The sequence below is a fragment of the Nostoc sp. FACHB-152 genome, assembly GCF_014697475.1.
Lineage (GTDB): Bacteria > Cyanobacteriota > Cyanobacteriia > Cyanobacteriales > Nostocaceae > Nostoc_B.
On record NZ_JACJRV010000048.1, the window covers coordinates 1 to 22,447 of the forward strand.

24 protein-coding genes and 1 pseudogene are annotated in these 22,447 nt (G+C 39.9%); 11 read left to right on the forward strand and 14 right to left on the reverse strand.

Annotated features, from left to right (window positions below; translation table 11 throughout):
- Window positions 1–99: 99 nt before the first annotated feature.
- Window positions 100–321, forward strand: a pseudogene (locus tag H6G76_RS24120) (type II toxin-antitoxin system RelE/ParE family toxin); the annotation flags it as partial.
- 3 nt (window positions 322–324) lie between these two features.
- The gene (locus H6G76_RS24125; RefSeq protein ID WP_190706637.1) at window positions 325–528 is read left to right on the forward strand and encodes a hypothetical protein; all 204 of its coding nucleotides are present in this window, start codon (window positions 325–327) and stop codon (window positions 526–528) included.
- 123 nt (window positions 529–651) lie between these two features.
- Here H6G76_RS24125 and H6G76_RS24130 read toward each other — a convergent pair whose 3' ends face one another.
- Window positions 652–885 carry a hypothetical protein gene (locus H6G76_RS24130; RefSeq protein WP_190706640.1) on the reverse strand — a complete coding sequence of 78 codons (234 nt, stop codon included), beginning with the start codon at window positions 883–885 and terminating at the stop codon, window positions 652–654.
- A 131-nt stretch (window positions 886–1,016) separates the two neighbouring features.
- Complete coding sequence (locus H6G76_RS24135) at window positions 1,017–3,224, reverse strand: transglycosylase SLT domain-containing protein (RefSeq protein ID WP_190706643.1); 2,208 nt, start codon at window positions 3,222–3,224, stop codon at window positions 1,017–1,019.
- Between the two features lie 346 nt (window positions 3,225–3,570).
- Between H6G76_RS24135 and H6G76_RS24140 the strand changes: the two genes are divergently transcribed.
- Window positions 3,571–4,344, forward strand: a complete 774-nt coding sequence (locus H6G76_RS24140; RefSeq protein WP_190706646.1) for a slipin family protein — start codon at window positions 3,571–3,573, stop codon at window positions 4,342–4,344.
- 648 nt (window positions 4,345–4,992) lie between these two features.
- Window positions 4,993–5,394 (forward strand): four-helix bundle copper-binding protein, encoded by a 402-nt coding sequence (locus H6G76_RS24145; protein WP_190706649.1) that lies wholly within the window; start codon window positions 4,993–4,995, stop codon window positions 5,392–5,394.
- 82 nt (window positions 5,395–5,476) lie between these two features.
- Here H6G76_RS24145 and H6G76_RS24150 read toward each other — a convergent pair whose 3' ends face one another.
- Both H6G76_RS24150 and H6G76_RS24155 read right to left on the reverse strand, forming a co-directional pair.
- A complete protein-coding gene (locus H6G76_RS24150) occupies window positions 5,477–6,094 on the reverse strand; it encodes a hypothetical protein (RefSeq protein ID WP_190706652.1) in 618 nt (205 codons plus the stop codon).
- Between the two features lie 246 nt (window positions 6,095–6,340).
- The gene (locus tag H6G76_RS24155) at window positions 6,341–7,948 is read right to left on the reverse strand and encodes a glycosyltransferase family 39 protein (RefSeq protein ID WP_190706655.1); all 1,608 of its coding nucleotides are present in this window, start codon (window positions 7,946–7,948) and stop codon (window positions 6,341–6,343) included.
- 116 nt (window positions 7,949–8,064) lie between these two features.
- On the opposite strand from H6G76_RS24155, the gene H6G76_RS24160 reads away from it, so the two are divergent.
- A complete protein-coding gene (locus tag H6G76_RS24160; RefSeq protein WP_190706658.1) occupies window positions 8,065–8,709 on the forward strand; it encodes a class I SAM-dependent methyltransferase in 645 nt (214 codons plus the stop codon).
- 126 nt (window positions 8,710–8,835) lie between these two features.
- On the opposite strand, the gene H6G76_RS24165 is transcribed toward H6G76_RS24160, so the two are convergent.
- The gene (locus H6G76_RS24165; RefSeq protein WP_190706661.1) at window positions 8,836–9,825 is read right to left on the reverse strand and encodes a phosphatase PAP2 family protein; all 990 of its coding nucleotides are present in this window, start codon (window positions 9,823–9,825) and stop codon (window positions 8,836–8,838) included.
- 211 nt (window positions 9,826–10,036) lie between these two features.
- On the opposite strand from H6G76_RS24165, the gene H6G76_RS24170 reads away from it, so the two are divergent.
- Together H6G76_RS24170 and H6G76_RS24175 are read left to right on the forward strand one after the other, a co-directional pair.
- Window positions 10,037–10,546, forward strand: a complete 510-nt coding sequence (locus H6G76_RS24170; RefSeq protein ID WP_190706663.1) for a hypothetical protein — start codon at window positions 10,037–10,039, stop codon at window positions 10,544–10,546.
- A gap of 48 nt (window positions 10,547–10,594) precedes the next feature.
- Window positions 10,595–11,482 carry a hypothetical protein gene (locus tag H6G76_RS24175; protein ID WP_190706666.1) on the forward strand — a complete coding sequence of 296 codons (888 nt, stop codon included), beginning with the start codon at window positions 10,595–10,597 and terminating at the stop codon, window positions 11,480–11,482.
- Between the two features lie 88 nt (window positions 11,483–11,570).
- On the opposite strand, the gene H6G76_RS24180 is transcribed toward H6G76_RS24175, so the two are convergent.
- The 5 genes from H6G76_RS24180 to H6G76_RS24200 form a co-directional block, all read right to left on the reverse strand.
- Window positions 11,571–12,314 carry a hypothetical protein gene (locus H6G76_RS24180; protein ID WP_190706669.1) on the reverse strand — a complete coding sequence of 248 codons (744 nt, stop codon included), beginning with the start codon at window positions 12,312–12,314 and terminating at the stop codon, window positions 11,571–11,573.
- A gap of 357 nt (window positions 12,315–12,671) precedes the next feature.
- Window positions 12,672–12,869, reverse strand: coding sequence for a 30S ribosomal protein S21 (rpsU, locus tag H6G76_RS24185; RefSeq protein WP_190692519.1), 198 nt, complete (start codon window positions 12,867–12,869; stop codon window positions 12,672–12,674).
- A 121-nt stretch (window positions 12,870–12,990) separates the two neighbouring features.
- Window positions 12,991–13,314, reverse strand: a complete 324-nt coding sequence (locus tag H6G76_RS24190) for an RNA-binding protein (RefSeq protein WP_190706672.1) — start codon at window positions 13,312–13,314, stop codon at window positions 12,991–12,993.
- 342 nt (window positions 13,315–13,656) lie between these two features.
- Window positions 13,657–14,514, reverse strand: a complete 858-nt coding sequence (locus H6G76_RS24195; RefSeq protein ID WP_190706674.1) for a 3'(2'),5'-bisphosphate nucleotidase CysQ — start codon at window positions 14,512–14,514, stop codon at window positions 13,657–13,659.
- Between the two features lie 4 nt (window positions 14,515–14,518).
- Window positions 14,519–15,373, reverse strand: coding sequence for a sugar kinase (locus tag H6G76_RS24200; protein WP_190706775.1), 855 nt, complete (start codon window positions 15,371–15,373; stop codon window positions 14,519–14,521).
- Between the two features lie 69 nt (window positions 15,374–15,442).
- Between H6G76_RS24200 and rsmI the strand changes: the two genes are divergently transcribed.
- The 3 genes from rsmI (at window position 15,443) to rpsU (H6G76_RS24215) (ending at window position 17,266) form a co-directional block, all read left to right on the forward strand.
- Window positions 15,443–16,300: a 16S rRNA (cytidine(1402)-2'-O)-methyltransferase gene (gene rsmI / locus H6G76_RS24205; protein ID WP_190706677.1), complete on the forward strand. Its 858-nt coding sequence runs from the start codon at window positions 15,443–15,445 to the stop codon at window positions 16,298–16,300.
- 142 nt (window positions 16,301–16,442) lie between these two features.
- The gene (locus H6G76_RS24210; RefSeq protein ID WP_190706680.1) at window positions 16,443–16,787 is read left to right on the forward strand and encodes a hypothetical protein; all 345 of its coding nucleotides are present in this window, start codon (window positions 16,443–16,445) and stop codon (window positions 16,785–16,787) included.
- A gap of 299 nt (window positions 16,788–17,086) precedes the next feature.
- The gene (rpsU, locus tag H6G76_RS24215; RefSeq protein ID WP_008226419.1) at window positions 17,087–17,266 is read left to right on the forward strand and encodes a 30S ribosomal protein S21; all 180 of its coding nucleotides are present in this window, start codon (window positions 17,087–17,089) and stop codon (window positions 17,264–17,266) included.
- Between the two features lie 207 nt (window positions 17,267–17,473).
- Here the strand turns inward: rpsU (H6G76_RS24215) and pth are convergent, their stop codons facing one another.
- The 3 genes from pth to psbH all read right to left on the reverse strand — a co-directional run bounded on the left by pth (window position 17,474) and on the right by psbH (window position 18,931).
- Window positions 17,474–18,109, reverse strand: a complete 636-nt coding sequence (pth, locus tag H6G76_RS24220) for an aminoacyl-tRNA hydrolase (RefSeq protein WP_190706683.1) — start codon at window positions 18,107–18,109, stop codon at window positions 17,474–17,476.
- A gap of 161 nt (window positions 18,110–18,270) precedes the next feature.
- The gene (locus H6G76_RS24225) at window positions 18,271–18,543 is read right to left on the reverse strand and encodes a TatA/E family twin arginine-targeting protein translocase (RefSeq protein WP_190706686.1); all 273 of its coding nucleotides are present in this window, start codon (window positions 18,541–18,543) and stop codon (window positions 18,271–18,273) included.
- Between the two features lie 184 nt (window positions 18,544–18,727).
- On the reverse strand, window positions 18,728–18,931 hold the full coding sequence (psbH, locus tag H6G76_RS24230) for a photosystem II reaction center phosphoprotein PsbH (protein ID WP_190706689.1): 204 nt from the start codon (window positions 18,929–18,931) through the stop codon (window positions 18,728–18,730).
- Between the two features lie 85 nt (window positions 18,932–19,016).
- On the opposite strand from psbH, the gene psbN reads away from it, so the two are divergent.
- A complete protein-coding gene (gene psbN, locus H6G76_RS24235) occupies window positions 19,017–19,148 on the forward strand; it encodes a photosystem II reaction center protein PsbN (RefSeq protein ID WP_190706691.1) in 132 nt (43 codons plus the stop codon).
- A 70-nt stretch (window positions 19,149–19,218) separates the two neighbouring features.
- Here the strand turns inward: psbN and H6G76_RS24240 are convergent, their stop codons facing one another.
- Window positions 19,219–22,371 carry an alpha-mannosidase gene (locus H6G76_RS24240; protein ID WP_190706693.1) on the reverse strand — a complete coding sequence of 1,051 codons (3,153 nt, stop codon included), beginning with the start codon at window positions 22,369–22,371 and terminating at the stop codon, window positions 19,219–19,221.
- Between the last annotated feature and the right edge of the window lie 76 nt (window positions 22,372–22,447).

Genomic DNA, 22,447 nt, shown 5'->3' on the forward strand with positions numbered 1-22,447 from the left:
TTAAAAGGATAGGGATTCATCGCATCTTTGAGTTGCTCACAGTATAAGTTCACCCTATCATTGCTGTGTCTATTTTTGGATCTTATTTAATTCTCAATCCTTAATGGCTCTGAACACAGCAATATGAAAGAATTGCGTTTTAATGCTGGTGGCGGTGTTTGGCGTGTGGCTTTTGCTTTAGACCCAACAAGGCAAGCAATTCTACTTGTAGCAGGTGATAAATCAGGGGTTAGCCAGAAACAATTTTACAAACAATTAATTAAAAAAGCTGATGCCCGGTACAACAACCATCTTCTAAAATTAGAACAGGAGGATATTTAAATAATGGGCAAGAGTTTAAGCGACAAAATCAAAGAGCTTCCATTAGAGCGTCAAAAGAAAATTGAGGCACGCGCTCAGGAGTTAATAGCTCAAGAAATGTACAGAAATAGAACAAGACAAGTGATGTATATAATGAGAAAACCGGGGGTTTTCTCAAAGCAAGAAGTAGCTGTTCTTAGAAGAAATAAAGGACAGGTTTTAGTCTAATACTTCAGAATAAAGACATATGTGATCGTACTTCTGCTTTATTATCGGGCTAGGCGCGATCGCTTTTTGCTTTTATGCTTGCTATAGCTTGTTTTATTAAAGGTAAAAACTGACATTAATGTATTAAGGATAAAGCAATTTTCTAGCTTTATCCTTATTCTCTTCAGAACATCTGTCAAGTAGGGACTCTTTTACTTGACTGCTCAAATTTTCCGCCCTAAGCCATTCAGTTAAATTGTACTTCCAATCATTTTCATCATAAAAACGCTTTACCCTCCCGTCTGCGTACAGCGTATAATCATTATCTTTAGTAGATGTACCCAGATAAGCGGTACATATTTCTTCAGGTTCGGTCATAGTTGTCCCTATTGATTGAAATTTTTACTTAAAATAAGACAGTCTAGCAATTTCTTTTTATTGCATATCGAACAAAAATTGTGCAAACGTCTCAAAAAGATTCGAGACGTTTTTGCTATTTTAATGCCAAATCACTGGTTTGGTAATTTTGGCTGTGAGGCTGAATATTTCGCCACTACACCAGCAATTTCTGGGTTGTATAGTCGTAAATAATTCCAATAATTACCAAAAACTTGACGTACATAATTTCTGGTTTCGTCAAAGGGAATTGCTTCGACAAATTCATCTGGATCTTCTTTGGTGAGAGTTTGTAACCATTTAGAAACATTGCCAGGGCCAGCATTATAACTAGCGATCGCTAACAGTGAATTATTCCCGTACTGCTGATGGGTATAATCCAAATACCAAGTACCTAGCATGATGTTGTCATTGGGATTGGTTAAATCAATTGTTTTGCTATCTAAGTTGGTTTTTGAGGCTATCCATTTTCCTGTACTAGGCATTACCTGCATTAGCCCTGTGGCACCAACAACTGATTTAATTGCCGGCTCAAACCGTGATTCTTGTCGAATTAACGCTGTAACTAGCAGGGGATTAAGTTGACGTTCGCCAGACCATTTTTCAATCTCTTTCACATAAGGAAAGGGATAACGCGCCTGCCAGTAAGTGATTTGTTTACTTAAAGCTTGATACTGGGCTTGTTCTTTGGGTGTTTCCCGGTCTTCCAATTTAGAAATTGTGTCTATTCCCGAAAGATTTTCGCCTCTAGCTAGGCGCATCAATCCTTCAGTAAATTGTTCTGCAACCGTAGGCTGCTTTTTATTGGTAAATTCTGTTTCCCACTGCAACCAAGCATCACGATCTTGACCCAACAAATACAATTCTTTAAAGGTGTCTGAACCCGCAGTAGGTACTGGACGCTGGCGCGCCACTACTTCAGGATTCAGTTGACGCACATCATTAAAGTTGCCAACATTTAGCCCCAAAATATTGGCCGAGCGCCAGGCATAATAAGAGTAAGGAAACTGGCTAATTACGTACTCAAAGGATGTTTTGGCTTCTGGTTGCTTGCCAAGTTTCATCGCCCATTTACCTACCCAAAAGCCTGCTCTGGGAGCCAATATACTGCTAGGGTTATTCATGGCGATTGGTTGCGCCCATTCCCAAGCTGTAATGTAGTCTCCGGCTTTGGCTTTATCTTGGGCAACTTTCCAGCGATACTCTGCGGCTTCATCTGACTTAGCATATTTGCTAATCAATAAATCCCAAGCTTGTTGAGCCGATTTTGCATCATTTAGGCTTTGAAGAGTTTTGGCTTTGGTTGCTAATGCTGTTGGTGCTTGTTCTGGAAACTGAGTAATGACTTGCTCAAGATAAGGCAAGGCATCTTTGCGGGTTTTTGCCATATCTGCCAAACGTAATAATGCAGTTCCCGTTTCTGAAGCTTCGGGGAATTCCTGCACTAGTTGCTTGTAGATTGCGATCGCTTTTTCTCTGTCTTGGCTTTGACCTTGGGCGCTTACCTGCAATCCCCGTGCTATGCGATAGAGAGTGCGGGCTGTTCTTGGTGCTTTGGTATAAGCGACCGCAGCTTTGCGAAATTGATTATTGTCCCAATAAGTCGTACCGATAATTTCCCAATCTGCTGATTTGAGATTTGGTTGTTTCACCAACTGATCCAATATCCCAACTATGCCAGGTTGGTTAGAGGCATATTGCGCCAAAATTAATTTTAACTGCGGCTGATTGGGGTTTTCTTCCAGACGCTTGCGTATAATTTCCCAGGTGAGGGGATTAGAAGGAAATTGCGCGATCGCTTTATTTTGATTTTCTGGCTGACCTATTAAATAATGCGCCTTCGCCGCCGCCGCTTCTTTGGGATAGTCTTTCAAGACTTTTTGCCGCAGATCTGAAGCTTTACCTTCTTCACCTAAAATATCTTGCGCTTGTGCTTGCTTTAGCAATATATAAGGCGCTAAAACCGGATAATCTTTCTCTAAGCCTAACAGCAAATCAAGGGCTTGTTGTGCGTCCCTAGTTTCAACTAAATCGCTGGCTAAAAGATAGCGGGCGCGATTGCGGTCTGCTGAGGCTGATCCTTTAGTGAGTGCTTCTAACTTAGCTGCCCTTTCTACTGGCGATTGAGAGACTAGCCCAAACACTGCCGATTTGACTGTGTTGGCTTCTGATAGCTGTTCTGACTGATTTTTATCCAGTTTGAGCCATTGACTGAATGTTTTTCCAATTTCTGGTGCTGCCACCATTGCCCCAGCTGAAAAGGCAAACACTGCCGCGCCAATCATTAAAGGAACTTGGTTTTTTTGTAGTTGCTTCAGCATTGATACCCGCTGAAAATGTTGACAGATTTTTGAAACTCTAGCACTATTAGCCAGAAATGTTAGCAAATTTTAATGTTTTCGGTCTTTTTAATTTTACATAACAAGATTCCATAATAGATCTACTTTCTTTATTCAGCCACAACCGTTACAAAGCTATAGTTTATAACAATTTAACCCAGAGTTTATCTATTAACCTCTCTAGTGCTGAGTTGTGGTGTACCATTGCGATCGCTACCCACCTAGACGACTGATCCCGGTTTTATGTTGCACTTTCTACATAATTACTCTTATTACATCTATCCCAAGACTAAAATAGGTCTATTTCAACCTAATCATAGGTAAGAATATGGGTACATTGATAGGTACAGTTTTTACATTTTTGATATTCTTTGCAGTAGCCGGATTCAAGCTAGATAGAGAATATCAGCGTGGTGTAATTTTCCGTTTAGGTAGAATAAATGGTGTACGTGGCCCTGGCTTATACTGGATTATTCCGCTTGTTGAGCAAAAAAATCAAATCGATATTCGCACCAAAACTGTCAATATAGAGCCTCAAGAAACAGTCACAGCCGACAGCGTTACTATTAAAGTCAATGCCGTACTTTATTACCGCATTCTTGACCCTTCAAAAGCGATTAATAAGGTAGAAAACTACGAAATTGCTGTTTATCAAACCGCGCTGACGACATTACGTAATGTTGTCGGACAAAATATTTTGGATGATGTTCTACAAAACCGCGACAAAATTAATAACAAAGTTCAAGAAATTGTAGACGAAATTACCGAACCTTGGGGAGTTGTCATTGAACGGGTAGAAATGAAAGATGTCGAAATTCCTCCCGCAATGCAACGCGCAATGGCTAAAGAAGCAGAAGCAATTCGAGAAAAACGCGCTCGCATAATTAAAGCGGCGGCTGAACAAGAAGCCTCCATCAAACTAGCAGAAGCTTCCAAACTAATTTCCGAAAATCCAGCCGCATTGGAGTTACGGCGGTTACAAATGCTTACAGAAGTAGGCGCAGAAAATAACACGACTACCCTAGTAATGATTCCTTCTGATTTTATTACTTTGGCTAAACGTTTATCAGATGCTGTCCCCAATAAAGAACAGCAGCAATAGCTATCCTAATATCCTTTCACTTTAAGTTTGATACAAATAGGCAGCAGGGAGCAGGGGAGCAGAGGAGAAATTATTTGTATCATTTATAGGGTGAAATGGTATATGATACAAGGCTTTCAGCTTTGATTAGATGTGCAGTGTTTGTAATGTTGGGAGACTCATTAATGAAATATATCTTAATTAAGTTATGAAATTTTGACATTACGACACTTGGAGAATATATACCTATAGCGTATTTTCCATCTACGCGTTATTGCTGATGAAAATAGCCAAAAGCCTTACAAGCTAAGTATTCTATTGATTAGACTAGACACTGAAAACGGATGTATTAACTTGAATAAATATGTATATCTGTATCTAAAAATACATAAGATTTCACAGTAATTGGCTCGCTGGTGAGTAGGGAATTAGCCCTCATAATTAATGTTTGGCAAAAAACGAAATATTTGCCAGCTTTATTTCATCAGGATTTTGGCTATTTCTGCTGCTATCTAACTTATCTCGATAGCTTAATTTCCATCAAGTTCATAGATTTAGTGGCCTTCTGTTTGTGGGAATTTGGCAACCTATTGAATTACTAAAAATAACTCGTTAACTTATTAATTAAGCCCTATTTCACAGCATTTCTTTTAGGAAGTTAATTCTAAAATGACTGAATCTATCCTCACCACAGTAGAAGCTGGCAAACAAACTTGCATCGAATGCCATACTATTTGTATTGATACCCTCAAATACTGCAAAGAGCATCGGGGTAAGTATATAGATTTAACCATGATGTCGATGATGCGTGACTGTGCAGAAATGTGCATGATGTGCGTCAACATGATAAACGATGGTTCTGAGTTTATGGGCAACGCCTGTAGTTTATGTGCCGAAATGTGCGATCGCACTGCAATGGCTTGCGACCAGATGAATGAAGATCCTAAAATGATGTACTGCGCTGCCATTTGCCGCAAATGCGCTGAACACTGCAAATCAATGGCATTAAATTCGGCTTCTTACTTCCGCAGAGCTAGTTCAATTAACGAAGATGCTCTTTTACCTAGCTAATTTAATTTTCCCAGCATTGAGAATAAAAATTTAAGGCAAAGCGGCGATATTAATATTAATATCGCCGCTTGTTTATTGAATTTTAATCATTAGGTGCATTAGGAATTTGGATATCAATATTGGCTTGAGATAAATTAGGAACTGGCCATGTTACTTGCTCAGGCTTGAGAACTTCCATCAGTGCAGGTGAAACAGTAAATTGAATTTCTTGCGTCATCGGATTAGTTGTCGCAATCAGTTGCGCGCCATCTGTAAGTTTTAAAAGTGCTGGTTCTCCTGGTGTCAAGTTTAAGCCTGCCACTTGAGCATCATTAGGTAGATACACAGCATCACAATCCCAGTCTTCATCGGTAGTTTGTCCAGTTCCTAAATAATAAAGACTGTTCTGAATTGAGTCTTCAGGTTTGCGAGTATAAATAGCCAGAGGTCTTCCGGTTTCATTCCGACAACTTGCCCAATCTTCTGAAGTTTCGAGAGTTTGTTTTTGTAATTGTAGAGCAGCAATTTTTTGTTGTAATTCTTCTGCGGTATAGCCAGACTGTTCTGGATTGTTGCTAGCCATTAAAAGACTATTTAATTTTTGTACAACTACAGGATAGTCAGGGCTAACTTTAGACATTTTATCTGCCCAAGAAGGTTGGGCTATGGCTAAATTTATCAAAAAGAATAATGCACATAGTAAAATTTTAGCTATTTTCATAGACTGGCTCCTGGTTAAAAGCATCCTGGTTGTTTATAACAATTTGCTGTGCAAGCAATCAGTACAAACACATCTTCAAAATATTGATTTTAAAGAATAAAGTCAAACACTCTTTTTTTTTAATTGCATAAACAAAAGTAATGGTATGTTATTAAGCTATCAATATTTTTGTTGATTTATTTAAAATTAGATAGTAACATCATCAAACCATCTAAATTAAGGTGATTTCAAAGCATTTCGGCTAAATTAAGGCATGATTTGAATTAACTGATAACCTTTTACTTGACCAAAAACACGATGAGGTCGAGATAATTCAGGTGCATTTTTTAAATCAATCCAAGCGTAACTAGAAGCTGGTAGTTCTGAAATTGACTCTAACCTTGAACCGTGAATAGGAGTGTAGAAATTCAACAAGACAGCGTTTTTTCCATAAACTTTGACAAAGTATATTGGATGAGTTTGAATAATCGAAGCGATCGCTCTTTGTTGAAAAAAACTTCTAAAGGCAGGGTTATAATCACCTATTAAACCCAAACTTCCAGCCACCGCCAAAGCCAGCCAACAAGGAATCAACCAACCAGCCAACCAGTAACGCGCTGTGAGAAACTTGTAACCAAAGTGATGACGACCAAGCCACACCGCAGGTAACATTAACCAACCTAACCCTACAATCAAGCCAAGGGGTGCATACTTGCGGATGTCTGCATTACCCCAAATTAAAATGCATATACCCGCTAGTAAAAGTAAAAAACCTAATCCGCCAAAGCCATAACTTAGATTACGAGAAATGTTTGTTGCTGGTTTCGTCTTCTCGTAAACTTTGCTCAACCAATCTAAACCTAACGCTGCTAACAAAGCAATAAAGGGATAAAGGCAAAGACTATAGTGCGATAACCGCGTTGAGAAAATACTTAGTTCTATAAATAAAACTATAGGAAATCCAACTAATAATAAATGATAGTGAAGAATAGGACGGCGAAATTCTACAACAAATCCCAAAATACTAAAAAATACCCAGGGAAATGCTTTTAAAGGAATATTCCAAAAATAAAAAATTATTCCGTTGCCCTCACGTTCTTCCGAGCCTAATTGCAAAACAAACTGTAATAAAGCATCCAAACTACCGCTACCAAAACGTTGCCAGCTAAACCACAGCCAACTCAAAGTAGGGATAAAACCTAACAGTAACCCTAAATATAAAATAGGGCTAGCTAGATGGCGATGACGGCGATGTTCCCCAATTAAATATGGCAAGAGTGCCACTGCTGGTAAAAATATCATAAAGCTTCTAACTAAAAAGCCGAAGCCTAAACATAAACCTGCAATAAATCGCCAAACACTTGCATATTTAGGTTGTAATTCTGCTTGAAATAAAGAAAAAATTGCCAACAAGACTAAAAATATCATTGGCATATCAGGCGTACCTAAACGGCAGTATTGCAGCCAAAGAAACTCTACACTTAAAATTGCTGCCGCCAGCCAAGCTAATTTTTTACCAATGAAAATTTTGCCGATTTCATATGTTAATAATAAACAAAATATTCCGGCGATCGCACTAGTAGCCCTCCCACTGACTTCACTCATCCCAAACAGTTTGTAAGCACTAGCAATTATCCAATAAGGGCCAGGTGTTTTATGATGCACAGTCCCCCAAGGTGCTATCCAATCGCCAGAATCAAGCATCTGCCTAGCACGCCAAGCATACAGCCCTTCATCGTGCGCCATGAGGCTATTCTGCCCAGAGGTGAATAGCAATAAAGGTACTAGCCAAGTTAATAAACTGAGATAGGGAAAGGCTGCTGATAAGCGAATTCGCCGCCAAATAGACTGGATAAACTGGGATGTCGTCAACATTAATTTGAAAATTTTATTTCTGTATGGGCGGAGTTATGCAAACTTATTTCATTAAAATATGTAACAGAGTGCTTGTGTAGATGAATTTTTGTAAAAAAGTTTTCTCATAGATATTTATGATACTCAAACCAACTCAACGCCAAAAATTAGACGAGACAGACGATAAGCTATTTTATGCCTATCCCCGGTTTGTAACTCATGTTGATGATGGATTTATTCAACAGCTAACAGATTTATACCGCGATCGCCTTAAACCCAACACCCGCATCCTTGATATGATGAGCAGTTGGGTGTCTCATCTGCCAGAGGAAATACAGTTCGCCCATGTCGAAGGACACGGACTCAACGCGGAGGAATTAGGACGAAATCCCCGCTTAAATCATTACTTTGTCCAAGACATCAATGCAATTCCGCAGCTACCTCTCCCAGACGAAGATTTTGATGCGGTTTTGATTTGTGTTTCTGTGCAGTACGTACAGTACCCAGAAGCAATCTTCTCGGAAATTCATCGCATCCTCAAACCCGGTGGCGTTGCTATTATCAGTTTTTCTAACCGGATGTTCTTTGAAAAAGCAATTCAAGCTTGGCGCGATGCTTCCGAACCCGCAAGAGTCGAATTAGTCAAAGGCTACTTCAACTCAGTACCAGGATTTAGCACTCCGGAAGTGGTTTCTCAACAGTCAACAGTACCCGATATTTTAAGGTGGATGGGTATTGCTGGCGGAGATCCCTTTTATGCGGTGATTGCTTATCGAAATTAAGCCAGAACTCTCTCAAACTCTTCCTTCGCGCCCTCTGTGTCCTTGGCGGTTCGATACCTTACTGGCTCGTAAGGTATCAACATTAGCTAGGCTATGGATATGAAATCATAAAACGCGATCGCAATTTTAAACTTCAGCCAGAGAAATCTGACGTTGTTCTTGTAAAGACTCGTTAATTACACAAGCAGTTAACCAGACTAAACCAGCAGCATAGCCAGCTACCACATCAGTCGGCCAGTGTACTCCTAAATAAAGCCGACTAAAACCAATTGCCAAAATTAAACCAGCAGTCAAGGCTAGAATTTGTTTCCGCCATTGGGGAAATTCTTCAGCCAGAGTATATCCCATCAAACCATAAACCACCATTGATACCATTGCATGACCACTCGGAAAACTATAGTGATTCACATTAATGATGTGATCCCATAGTGCAGGGCGTGTCCTGACAAACATTTCTTTCAGTAAGTAATTTAAGCTGATGGCACCAACCGCAGCTATACCAAAAGTAGCTGCTTGTGCCTGACGCTGACGATATAGCAAGCTAGCTTCCCATACCAAACAAGTCAACACCAACAGTGGCGGTTGACCGAAAGAAGTTATCCCCACCATGATGCGATCTAGTAGAGGCGTGTGTAGCTTTTGAATCGCTAATAAAATAACTGCATCTAAGCCAGATTTATGTAATAGTCCAGTGCCGACGACTAGGGCAGAAAAAGCTCCTGATACTGGAACTAGTTGACTTTGCCATTGGTTTATGGGTGTTTCTAAGACTGTATTCTCAGTAGTGGTGACATTTGCCAGTGTAAATTTTGGTGCGCTGCTGGCTGGTAACTGTCTCAGATCCCTTCTATAGTCTAAAACGATATTTTGCAGTAGCCAGGCGATCGCCTGCAAATTAACCTCTGGGTGAAAAAGCAGCAAAACATTACCAGTGAAATGATTAGCACTAGCCTGAATGATGTTTTCTTCCTTAGGCAATCTAAATTCTAAGTATCGTTTCAGAGCTTGTGAATTATGTAGCCCACTCACCTTATATCTAGCTCTGCCTTTGATAGAGGTATGTATAGCATGAATTACAGAATTCTCTGGAGATAGATTGCCTAAATCAATGTTCATTTTCTGGCTTAACAAATTTTTGTAATAGTTGGCAAAGTTAAGAGAGAATAAAATCCCATTTCCAAATAGTATCAAGGCTACCCTTGCTGTTGCCTGTTCCCTCTTACCTATTCCCTTCATACTCACAATAGTTATCAAAAAATAAAGTTTATTGCCTAAAGTTGACAGCTGCGCTGATAATTGCCTCAAAGACGCATCAGGAGAATGAAATATGAGTTTACAACGTGGGCGTAAAGTGTTTGCTGTTTTGTTGCTCTCAGTTTTATTACTGACAACAGCTTGTACACCCAAAGCACCCGGACGCTTTGATCAAGTACAACAAGAAAGCACCAAACAAAAAAGTGGTCAAGCAGTTGCAAAAAATGCGACTCAGGGAAGCGAATTTAACAAGTATTTTCCCAAATCAGGTGGTGGTTACGATCGCGTCTATACCCAAGAGAAAAAAGGTTTTGCTGAAGCTACGTTGAAAAAAGATGGCAAAAATGTAGCAATGCTGTCTATTTCTGACACTAGTAGCACACCGAGTGCAGCAGCCAAATTCTCTAAAAGCACCAACAAGATTGATGGATATCCAGCAGTAGAACAAGGTTCAACCGGAACTGCGGTTTTAGTTGGAAAATATCAAGTAAAAGTCTTGTCTCGTGCTGCATCATTTACAGCTAGCGATCGCGCCGATTGGCTAAGTAAATTTAATCTTGATGGTTTAGCAAAACTCAAATAATTTGTACTCAAAATATTTAGATAAAAAACTCGCAGTCAGGAGAATTTCGTGAGCAAAGCAATTTTTGAATTGGTTGATCAACTACCAACAGGTGGCTTAACTGTATCTATGTTGAATGCTCTGGATTTTGTCGCTCCTGGAGAGTGGCAAAATACTGTTGGTTTTGTCAATACTATTAAAACTGTCACTGGTGAAACTGACGAAGATTTAATTCAACAAATAGCTGAACGAGCGATTTATCTTTATAATGATCGCTCTCAAGGCTATCAACGCGCTATGTGGCTTTATCAAACCGTGGATGGTACAGACAAAGCCCTCGGTGCAGCAGCTTTAGCTAACAAAGTTGGCGAAAAAATCCCGCTTTTGGGTTTTCTTAACTCTGTTACTCCTAAACCTGACAAGGCACAAACTATTGATTTGTGTTTAAAACTAGTAGCTGAATTGGTTGCTTTTTGTCAAATTAATGGCATTCCTGGAGATAGTATTGGCGATTTTGTCGGTTCTTTAGGTGAGTATAGTGGTGAGTCACTCATCCGGATGGTGGCATTAGTTTGTGTTGATGGGTTGATACCTTTAGGCCCAGATTTTATTAGCAAAGCTTTATCTTTGGTTAACCAAACCAATCCTCAAGAACTAGAACAAAACTCAACTTTTCAAGGAATTAAAGATGTAATTCCTGGCAGCAACGCTGGCAGCAAACTCAACTTTATTGGTGAAAGTTTTGATTCTGTGAAAGGTTGGATGAATGGCTTAGTTGTTAGCAATAATTTAACACCGCAAAAAGTTACTAGTCACTTGCAAAATTTTATGGAAGTCAGCGATAGCAAGTTAGATTATGTTGCAGCTTTTTTAGATGTGGCGACTAATTATTATGAACACACAGGCACACAAACTTTAGCACGTCGCTTAATTGAACGCGCGGTGGCTGAAATTTAGTAAGGTGATTAAAATACCCGACTTCTTGAAGAAGTCGGGTATTTTGTTGTTCACTCAAAGGACTAATGACTAATGACAATTGACAAATTTATAGATTTAAATTTTCAGCGATCGCATCATAATAAGGCTGAAAAATTAAGAAATTTTCAAGTTTTTCAAACTTACCTGTAGCCGCACCAGGATCAAAAGAAGTGCTAATTACATAAATTACCTTGCCATCGTAAGCAGCATGACTAATGTATTGCTCTTGTAATCCGCCTTCTTGTTTAATACCTGTAAAACCGTAGCGTATTCCTGGCAGTTTCCCCACCGATACTTCTTCAAAAGGATGAGTAGAGAAGACAATTTTATTGCCATAACCTTTTTGACGGTCTTTTAGCAACGACTGATAGTAATCAGTAGCCCAGGCTTTCAACGCTGTTAAGACCTTAGTTTGATTGCTAGAATTTTTATAATCTGGCTGAGTGCCGAACGGAATACCTGCTTCTGTGAGATGCTTTTGAAATTTCGGATCTTTGCTGACTTGATCAACCCTAATTTCAACAGTACCTAAAACTTCTCCTTTTGAAGACACACATAATAAAGGCTGATTACCTTGGCAAGGTGCTATTTGCCAACCATTAGGAACTGTAGAATTTTTATTTAAAATTTTCTGCCAAATATTTCCTTCTATGGAAGTGGAAGCTACTCCAGGGGAGATTTGTGGCGAGGGTTTCGGTGTTGTTTGGGTTACGGGATTTTTTGGTTCTTCTTTGCTGAAAAACAATTTGTAACCTAATGGTGCTAACAGCAGTAAGACGACAAGCAGGAAAAGATGATAAACACGTAACATTGTTTCTGAAAATCCAGAGCCAGGATTGCCAAATGAGGCTTATAAACAATACTAATTTAATATATATACTTATTTACATACGAAGTAGCACTAGTTTTTAATTTTAGTGCTACTACAAATCACTGTGTCAGTTAGAGACTATTTATAAAGTAGATCTTAAGTAGGGTATGTTATGGCGTTAGCCTAACGCACTGCTAATTTATATGGTGCATTAAGCACTTTGATAGTTTTTTGTGATAAATCATCTCGAAAATATGCGCTTAACACACCCTACAGTAATTTTATTTATACTTTATAAATAACCTCTTAACATCTGGCTAATTATAAAATCCATTAACCAGATTTAATTGAGAAATTTTATTTGAAGCGACGAGAACCATTACTGCGGTTTTGCTTGTGTCTAGCAACTGCTTTGCGTTTTTGTTTTTCTAGTGGTGTCTCGAAGTGACGCTTCTTTCTCATGTCTTGGAAAATTCCAGCTTTAGAAACTTCCCGTTTAAATCTTCGCAAAGCTGAATCAATACCCTCATTTTCCCCCAAGACTACTTGCGTCATTCCCATTCCTCCCTGTGTGGATGAATAACCAAACCTAGAGAAAAAATAAAATACTCCAGCAGAATTGAGCCTTTGGCTTATCTGCTGGAGACTCTAGATGTTAAATGTTTATTTCAAAAGTTTAGTAACGACCACCACGGCCGCCGCCGCCGCCGCCACGGTTGTTGCCGCCCCAGCCGCCGCCGCGAGAAGGACTTCTTTCTTCACGAGGTTTAGCTTTATTAACTTTTAAATCACGACCCATCCATTCAGCACCATCAAGTGCTTCAATAGCAGCAGTCTCTTGTGACTCATTTTCCATCTCTACAAAGGCAAAACCACGAGGACGGCCAGTTTCACGATCAGTTGGTAACTGAACGCGACTTACTTTACCGTATTCGCTAAATGCCATTTTCAAGTCTTCCTCAGTGACTTGGTAAGACAGGTTTCCGACGTAAATTGACATATAATGTCTCCGAATTCAGGGAGTGTAGAGAGTTAAATTCGGAGAGACGCTTTTCAAATTCAAAACGAGTTACTCAACCGAAAATAATCTTTATATGCAAAAGTATAGCACAACCTTCCAAGAATCAAAATGATTCATTACTTAAAAAAACTTTGCATTTTTAATGTATTGCAGAGATATTTCATAAGTATATATGCTGAACTTACTATTAAAAAGTTAAATTATATGTATTTTTATTACTTTTAGTAGATTGATTTTTTTTTAGTTGTTTAGATGTAAATTTAATTACAGATTTAGTAGCTTATCCAAGTGCTGTATGGCACTTAATTTTACTCAACAAAGTTATTTTTGGTTGTCTATCTCCGCTAAAATCTTTTGGGCTGCGTTGCATAGAAATTCATGATGATTACTATTACTAGCAAGTAATCCTCCCCACTGATTAATATCACCAGTGTTGTACTGCAAAGGACTACCATCAAAATGAGTAAACTTACCGCCTGCTTCCGTTAAAATTAATTCCGGTGCTGCTATATCCCAGTCCTTGGGGGCAGACTGGCCAGATAGAGAAATATATATGTCTGCTTGTTGTTCCAAAATAGTGGCAATTTTACAACCGACACTCCCAACACTTTTGTGAGTTTGACAAGGCAGGTGTTGTAGTAAGTTATTTAACCTTTGATTACGGTGAGAACGACTGACAACTAAAATTAAATCTTCAATTTGTTTGTCTGAAGTAATTTTTACCGGAGTAGATGCTGTTGGGGTTGCCATAAATGTACCCCCGCCAATGGTTGCGTAATATATCTTCTCGGCTTCTGGTACAGCCACAACTGTTAAAACGGGGCGATGATCTTTAACTAAAGCAATGTGAATTGCATAGTCTCCTGTTCTGTCGATAAAATCTCGTGTACCATCTAAAGGATCAATTACCCAGACAAACTTAGAAGTATCTTGATGTATGGCTGATTTGTAAGTTTCTTCACAAATGTAAGCAAAATCTTCGTCACCTAAATCTGCTTGTAATCGTTGCAAAATATATTTGCTAACGGCGATATCTGCAACAGTCACAGGCTCATTTTGTTTGTATTCAATTTGCAGGTTAGAGTCTTTTGCAGTGCCGTGGTAATAAGAGTGTAATATATCGGCTGCACCCCAACTGACATCACGAGCGATCGCTAATATTTCTTCTAAGTCTTTCATTTTTTCACTCCATCCAGCGACGTGTGCCAAAAAATTGGCAGGAATTAGCGGCGATATTGGCGGCTTTTGCTAAGGCATTAGGAAAATTTTCACTTAATATATAGTGGCAAAACGCGCCGTGAAAAATATCTCCAGCCCCCAGTGTATCAACTACTGGAATCTGCGGTACGGTTATAGTACCAATTTGATTACTACTCAAATATGCAATTGGTTGTTCTCCGTGGGTAACTACAATGTGAGGAATGCCAAAACTCTTGAGATAATCAAAAATCTGTGTCTGTATCTGACAGTCGGGAGGAGAGAAATTTGCCGAACAAATGGCGTAGTCTACAAATGGCAAGATTTTTTCAAAGCCTGCTTTCCAGCTACCACCGTCAATGACTACCGGAATATTCTGCGCTTTCGCTGTTTGAGCGATCGCTTCACTAACTGCCATCTGGTGTCCATCAATTAATACAATATCGATATCTTGCAAAATATTAGCTGGAATAGAACCTGTATTTGCTTGGGTTTTCGCAGCATTAAGTGAAATAACTGCCCGTTCACCTGTTGCTTGAGTAACGATAATAGAAGATACAGGCGGTGGTGTCTGTTTGTTAGGTTCCAGGTCAGCGATCGCTACTCTATAATTTTCTAAGTCACTACGAATTAGTTGTGTCATTGGGTGTGAACCAACCACACCTAAGATAGTTGCTTGATTGCTTAAATGAGCAAAAGTCACAGCCGCATTGGTAGCTGGCCCGCCTGCTGCTACAGTATAGTCAGCAGCAACTAGCTTCTGATTATTTTTAGGGGCAGAATCAGCAAGATAAATCAAATCTAAAGTAACTAAACCAATAAATAATCCCCGATACACCAGTAATTTTCATTCTCCACAACTAAAACGACAAAACCTAATTACGAATTACGAACTACGAATTATATTCTCATGCAAACCGATCCCAAACCAGGAACACTTTACGTTGTCGGCACACCCATTGGCAACCTAGAAGATATTACCTTTCGGGCGGTGCGAATTTTGCAAACGGTAGATTTGATTGCTGCGGAAGACACCCGTCACACAGGGAAACTCTTACAACATTTTCAAGTTAAAACGCCTCAAGTAAGTTATCACGAACATAATCGTAATAGTCGCATTCCAGAGATATTAGAGCATTTAGGTAACGGTAAAGCGATCGCTTTAGTTAGTGATGCGGGTATGCCGGGAATTTCTGATCCTGGTTACGAACTGATTAAAGCTTGTATTGATGCCGGAATAACAGTAGTTCCCATTCCCGGTGCAAGTGCCGCAATTACCGCTTTGAGTGCTGCTGGTTTACCCACCGATAAGTTCGCTTTTGAAGGCTTTTTACCACCAAAAGCGCAACAACGACGTGAACATTTAGAAAATTTGCAGACAGAATCCCGCACTGTAATTTTCTACGAATCGCCGCATCGTTTAACAGATACGTTACAAGATTTAGCAGAAGCTTTTGGCAGCGATCGCCAAATTGTACTGGCACGGGAATTAACTAAACTATACGAAGAATTTTGGCGCGGCACAATCGCTGATGCGATCGCTCATTACCAGCAACGAGAACCGCAAGGTGAATACACCTTAGTTGTTGCGGGAACTCCAGCCACGCAGCCTTTATTAACAGAGGTAGAACTGAAGACAGAATTGCAGCAGTTAATTAGTCAAGGAATATCGCGATCGCAAGCCAGCCGTCAACTAGCTAAATTTACTTCACTTTCCCGCCGCGAAGTTTATCAACTAGCCTTATCTATAGTGTCGAGTTCTGAGTAAATTTGGGCAGCTTTTACGTATAATTGCTGGATTTTATATATTTCAGTATAAACATTTACTAAAACATATATTCTATTAATGAGAAGTCAAATATAATTAATCAATATTTACTTCAGATTCAACCAAGATAAATCAAATAATTATGGGTAGGCTTTTCATAAAACTTCTAGGCTTAATTTTATTACTTCTAGGTTTATATTTCTTTGGTCAAAACATTATATTTGTTAGCGGTTACTACTCATTTTTCTATCGTAGTTTACCTGCTAGCGGCTCAGTTTTAGCAATTATGGCAGGTATATTTGCCTTGATTTTCTTTCCTAGAGAAACTGGTAATTTTGGCTGGATATTGTTAGGTATTGGCATAGTACTAGTTTTCTTAAGTGGTGGAGTTATTTTAAGACCAACTAGTTTATGGAATTTCTGTGTTGCATTTACCGCACTAGCAGCCGGATATAAGTTATTAAATCAGGGCAGAATTAACTTCTAAATCAGAAGATAGCGGCGTGATATTAGTCTTAAAAGTTACGCAATAAATAGTTATAGTATAAAATTTCCAAGCTTAAATTTATCAAAAATCTGCCTGAAACAGACAATGATTTATGTGTTTGAAATTGTATATAATGGCAAGCTGCTATCATCAGTAATATTTCTAACCCCGCTCTCCTGCTTCATCGCAGCTGCTTCCTTGCGCTTGCCAAAACTCATATGTTTGAACGCAAGTGAGAGGCAATTGGCTAAGTTGGAGGCTACTATTACAATGGAAATTATCTATAACGAGGAAACAGAATGACCCAAGTGGTTCTAGGCGAAAATGAAGGAATAGATTCAGCACTACGTCGGTTTAAACGACAAGTATCCAAAGCTGGTATTTTAGCTGACGTGAAATATCATCGGCATTTTGAAACACCATTAGAAAAGCGCAAACGCAAGGCAGTAGCAGCCAGACGCAAGCGCCGTTTTAAATAAACCTATGTGGTTTGGTACTGGCGTTGCTTGAAGAAATAATTCTCAATCAGCAACAGCACTTTGCCAGAGTACTCACATGAAATTAGCAAAATTTACCCATGCCTAACTAAGGCGTGGGTATATTGCTTTATATGAGAGAATAGGCAATAGACAATAGGCAATAGGGAATCAAGTAATAACAAATGGCTATTGACCATTAACCATTGACTACTCATCATTAACAGTGCGACTATTGCAACGATTCATAGCTTTTTCGACTCCCTGCTTGAGGCTCATTTCTACACACTCAACTACAAATTGCAATACAGCAGACATTAGTTTAGTTTCAGTGGCAGAAAATTTTCCTAATACATGAGAGACCGTTTCTGAGTTATCGCTGTTAGCTGCGTCTTTTGGTTTACCGATGCCGATACGCAAACGAGGAAAATTTTGCGTGCTAAGATGAGCGATCGTACTCTTCATACCATTGTGTCCACCAGCAGAACCAGACAAGCGCAGGCGAGTTTTTCCTAGAGGTAAATCCATATCGTCATAAATTACCAACACAGACTCTGGCGGTAATTTATACCAACTTGTGACAGCTTGGATTGCTTGTCCTGAACGGTTCATGTAAGTCAATGGCTTCAGCAAGCGGATTTTGCTTCCCGCAAATGCCATACCCTCGCCATACACTCCCTGAAACTTGCGGTTTTCCGCTAAAGAAATTTGCCAAGCACGAGCCAAAGCATCGACGGCGGCAAAGCCAATATTGTGGCGCGTTTGTTCATACTTCGGCTCTGGATTCCCCAACCCAACAATCAGTTGAGGAATTACCAAAGCTGGTTGTGTTACAGCTTCCGTCATTTCACTTACAATCAATCGATTCGCAGCACTATTTTAGGGGATTAGAGGCTTGAGGCTAGTTTTTTAGTGCAGGTTGGGTAAAACTTAGACACCAGAACGTAGTGAAACCCAACATCCTAGGAGTTTTGTTGGGTTGCTACTAATGACAATTGACTAATAACTCAGCTAGTTTGAGAAGAACTAGCTGCATCATGTTGTGGTTGAGCAGGTTCGATTTGCTTGGTTTCGAGTTCAGCTGTAGTTTTTACAGCTTGTTCGATTTGCTCGGCTTCTCGTTTAAACTCACTTTGAAATTCATTAGAAGCTTCTTGAAAACCACGAATTGCTTTTCCGACACTCCGTCCAATCTCTGGGAGTTTCTTCGGGCCGAAGATTAACAAAGCCACTATCATAATTACAGCCATTTCTGGCAGACCAATACCAAATATATTCACAAGGTTGCTCCTATAAGTATGCAGGCAGATGACCAGAGGCAAGCGGGAAACTAGAATAAAAATTTCCCATCAATATTATGCTTACTTTTTCCAGGCTAACCTTTCAAGTACATAACTTACAAAAAAACCCGGACAAGCCGGGTGTAAATTCGCTGAATACGCAAGCTTGATTGGTATGCTTCTATTAGCCGCCTAAGCTGCGCCAATCAACCAACACATCTTGAATTGTGATTGATCTATTGTAAAGTTGCAGAATAATTAGCAAAAACACGAAAAACAGCCCCATAAAAACAGCCATTACTGGGGTAGTTCCCCAGCCTGGAGCCACTTTACCATACTCAGAATTTAAAGGTCGCAGGATATCTCCCAACCTAGTCCGTTGTGCCATAGTTCACCTAAGATTAGTTGCCAAAGCTTTTTTTAATCTTCTGTAATATTCTATAAGAATAGCACTCATAATCAATCTATATTTTATGGAACCCGCAATAGTTCTTAGCATTTCTGTCGGCGCAATACTTGTAGCAATTACTGCGTATGGAATTTATACCGCATTTGGCCCTCCTAGCAGAGAGTTGGCAGATCCCTTTGAAGACCACGAAGATTAGAAGGCAGGAGGCAGGAGACAGGAAGCTTATTAGCAGACTGTCTATTTACCTGCTTCTGTTATCTAAAAAATCACTCTGGATGTGGTATTACTTTGACAGTAGCGATTTTCCAAGGCTGTATTATAAGTGATTGTTGCTCACCTGAAAATTCACTGATATCTAGGGGACGTTCTAATAAATCGACTGTATTGCCCAGATATAGCCCTAAGTCGCTCTGTAAATGTAACTCGGCTGTTTCTCCCTGTGATTCGTAACACCGCAAGATAAACTCCTGGGGATGATCTTCTGTTGGCTTGAGTGCCATTAAGATTAAATTTTGAGAAGTTAAATTTAAGAAACTCACTCTGTCGGGAGTGGGGAGTGGGGAGTTGGAAGTAGGGAGGGGATTGAGTATTACTTGCAGGGGAATATTTAGTTCATAGCCACGTTGTACTGTTTGGGCTGATTCCCAAGTACCAGCGTGGGGATACAAGGCGTAGGTAAATTCGTGAAAGCCTCGGTCGGCTTCTGGATCTGGCCAGTTGGGACTGCGTAACAGGGATAAGCGTAGTTGATTTGGTTGACTGTCGTAACCATATTTACAATCATTGAGCAAACTAACACCGTAAATACCGAGTTCTGTTTCGCCTGTTAAGTCAGCCCAACGCAAGGCGGGTACTTCCCATTTGGCTTTTTCGGTGGGTGTTTGGGGCTTTGTTGAGCGACGAATAGCACCGCAGGGAATTTCATAAGTGGCAAAGTCTGCTTCTACATTCAAAGGAAACGCAGCTTTGACAAAGACTTGATTTTCTTGCCAATTAACTGTAGAGGCAATTTTCAGCAGAGGTGAACCTGCTTGTATAATGTAATCTTGTTGAAATTCTGATTCGCCTAACTGACGCACCACACGCAAGCGATGTTGCACTGGCCCCTGTTCTAGCACCTCAACAGATTTGAGACTGGTGGCTGGTAAGGGATGTTCTGCATAATTGGGGTCGATATTCCAAGCATCCCAATATTGACCACTATCTTTAAAAGCTTGTAATTGATTTCCTGCACCATTCAACACTTCTCGTTGATGAGTCTGATCAAAAACGCTAGTTAAATCACCGGTGTCAGGGTCAATGACTACCCGCAAAAATTCATTTTCAATCACAAACTCAGGGGTAGGCGATGTTAAATTATTGGGAAGTTCGGATGCTGGAACCAGCCAAAATAGACGGTAGCCTACAGGTGGGATATCGGTCGCTAAAAATAATAATGTTGCGGGTTGGGTGAATTGAGATATTAGTTGATTTCCGGCGACATCATATATTTGCCATGCTTGATTAGTTGTAGGTAAGCTAACAGCAACTACCTCAGAACGTTGCCAGTTGAGAGAATTAAAAACAAAAATTGGTAAACTATTTGGTTCTGGTGGTTCTGGTAAGGTAAAGTGAGATGCGATCGCCTGCATCGATTCTTCTAATATTCTTGTCCCCACTTGTTCGACTTGCTGCCACTCGACCAAAGCATCAGTATAAACTTGAGTAATGGAAGAACCAGGCAAAATATCGTGAAACTGGTTAAATAACACCTGCTTCCAAGCTTTTTCTATGTCTGCTTTGGGATATGTAGCCCCACAGGTAATAGTTGCTAAAGTCGCAAACAATTCAGCTTGATATAGTAAATTTTCACCACGTCGATTCCAACGCTTTTGATCACCGTGAGTAGTGTAACAGCCACGATGGAATTCTAGATATAGTTCATCATCCCAGGTGGGAAAGTCTGCTTGGTTAATTTGTTGTAAATACTTTTCGGCGGTTGTAAATTCTATTTCTGGAAATACGGGTGAATGTTGCCAGCGTTGAGCAATTTCCAACATATCACGGGTAGGGCCGCCGCCGTGGTCGCCAACGCCAGGAAGCCAGAGAGATTCTTGTAAATTTGTTTGGGCTTGCCATTCTAGAGTGTAGGATGCCATTTTAATTGGGTCAATGCCTTCCCCAACAGGCGCAGACATATAACTAAAGACTTGACTACCGTCAGGCGATCGCCACCAAAAAGCCCCATAATCAAATTTAGTAGTATCATTCCAGCGCAGTTTTTGCGTGACAAAATACTCTACACCTGCATTAGCGAAAAACTGCGGTAAAGTTGCACAAAATCCAAACGTATCAGGAACCCAAACTATCGGCGACAGCTTGCCGAATTTTTCGTGATAATAACGCTGACCATACAATAACTGACGGACTATAGATTCACCACTAATCAAATTTAACTCTGGTTCTACCCACGTAGCCCCTAGAATTTCCCAACGACCAGCCGCCACAGCTTGTTGAATAGCTGCAAATAAATCTGGGCGATGTTCTTGCACCCAAGCATAAAGGGCTGGCGTAGAATGACAAAATATTAATTCTGGAAAATCTTCTTGTAATTTCAGAACCGACTCAAAAGTATTTTGGGCTGCATTCCAAGTTTCACTCACAGGCCACAGCCATGCTAAATCTAAGTGTGCGTGACCCAGTAAATTAATCTTAAATTTTGAACTACCGTACAGATGATTTAAGACAGACTGACGTAAAACAATAATCTCTTCCTTTGTGTCCTTTGCGTCTACCCTTCGGGAAGTTGCTTCGCATCTAATGCGATTCGTTATTTTATCTATCTCCGCCGCCAACCCATCCAACCCTTCCGGCGCAAACCTTTCCAAATAAAGCTGCGTCACCGCCAACTCATCAGCCACAAAACCAGGGTCAGGATGATTATAATCTGTAGACTCATAAACTAAGAGCGATCGCACCAAAGCCCCATCACAATGACCCGGACTTGCCAACCGCAAAGCTACGATAAACTCATCCCCAGGAGTTACACTCTGACTCAGCAACACCCTTGGTGAACAATCAAACAAATCTCCTGCTTGTACCAATTCTCCATTGACATAAATCTCAGCAGAGTCCGCCCACCAAACCAAAGACAAGCGCAAACACAAACCCGCCAAAGGATAACCCTGTAAATCTTGGGGAACCACTAGCTTTTGTACTAGCCATAAAATTTGTTTTCCCCCTGTCCAAGCAATATTCCTTTTAGAATTTAATTCTACAGGTTGCCAATCAGACCAATTAGATGTATTAACATCCGTAATATTTCGGTCAGATTCTTGGTATAACCAATGAGACAAAATATTAACTTGACAATAAGAGCGTAATTGCTCAATAGTCTGGGAGATTAAATTTGTCTGGGATTGAGATACAGAAGAGGTCATATTTTCGCTAAGATGATGGCACTTACGATGATTAACAATTTGTTGTTAACTACTTTTTGGTGGGAGTCTCACAACT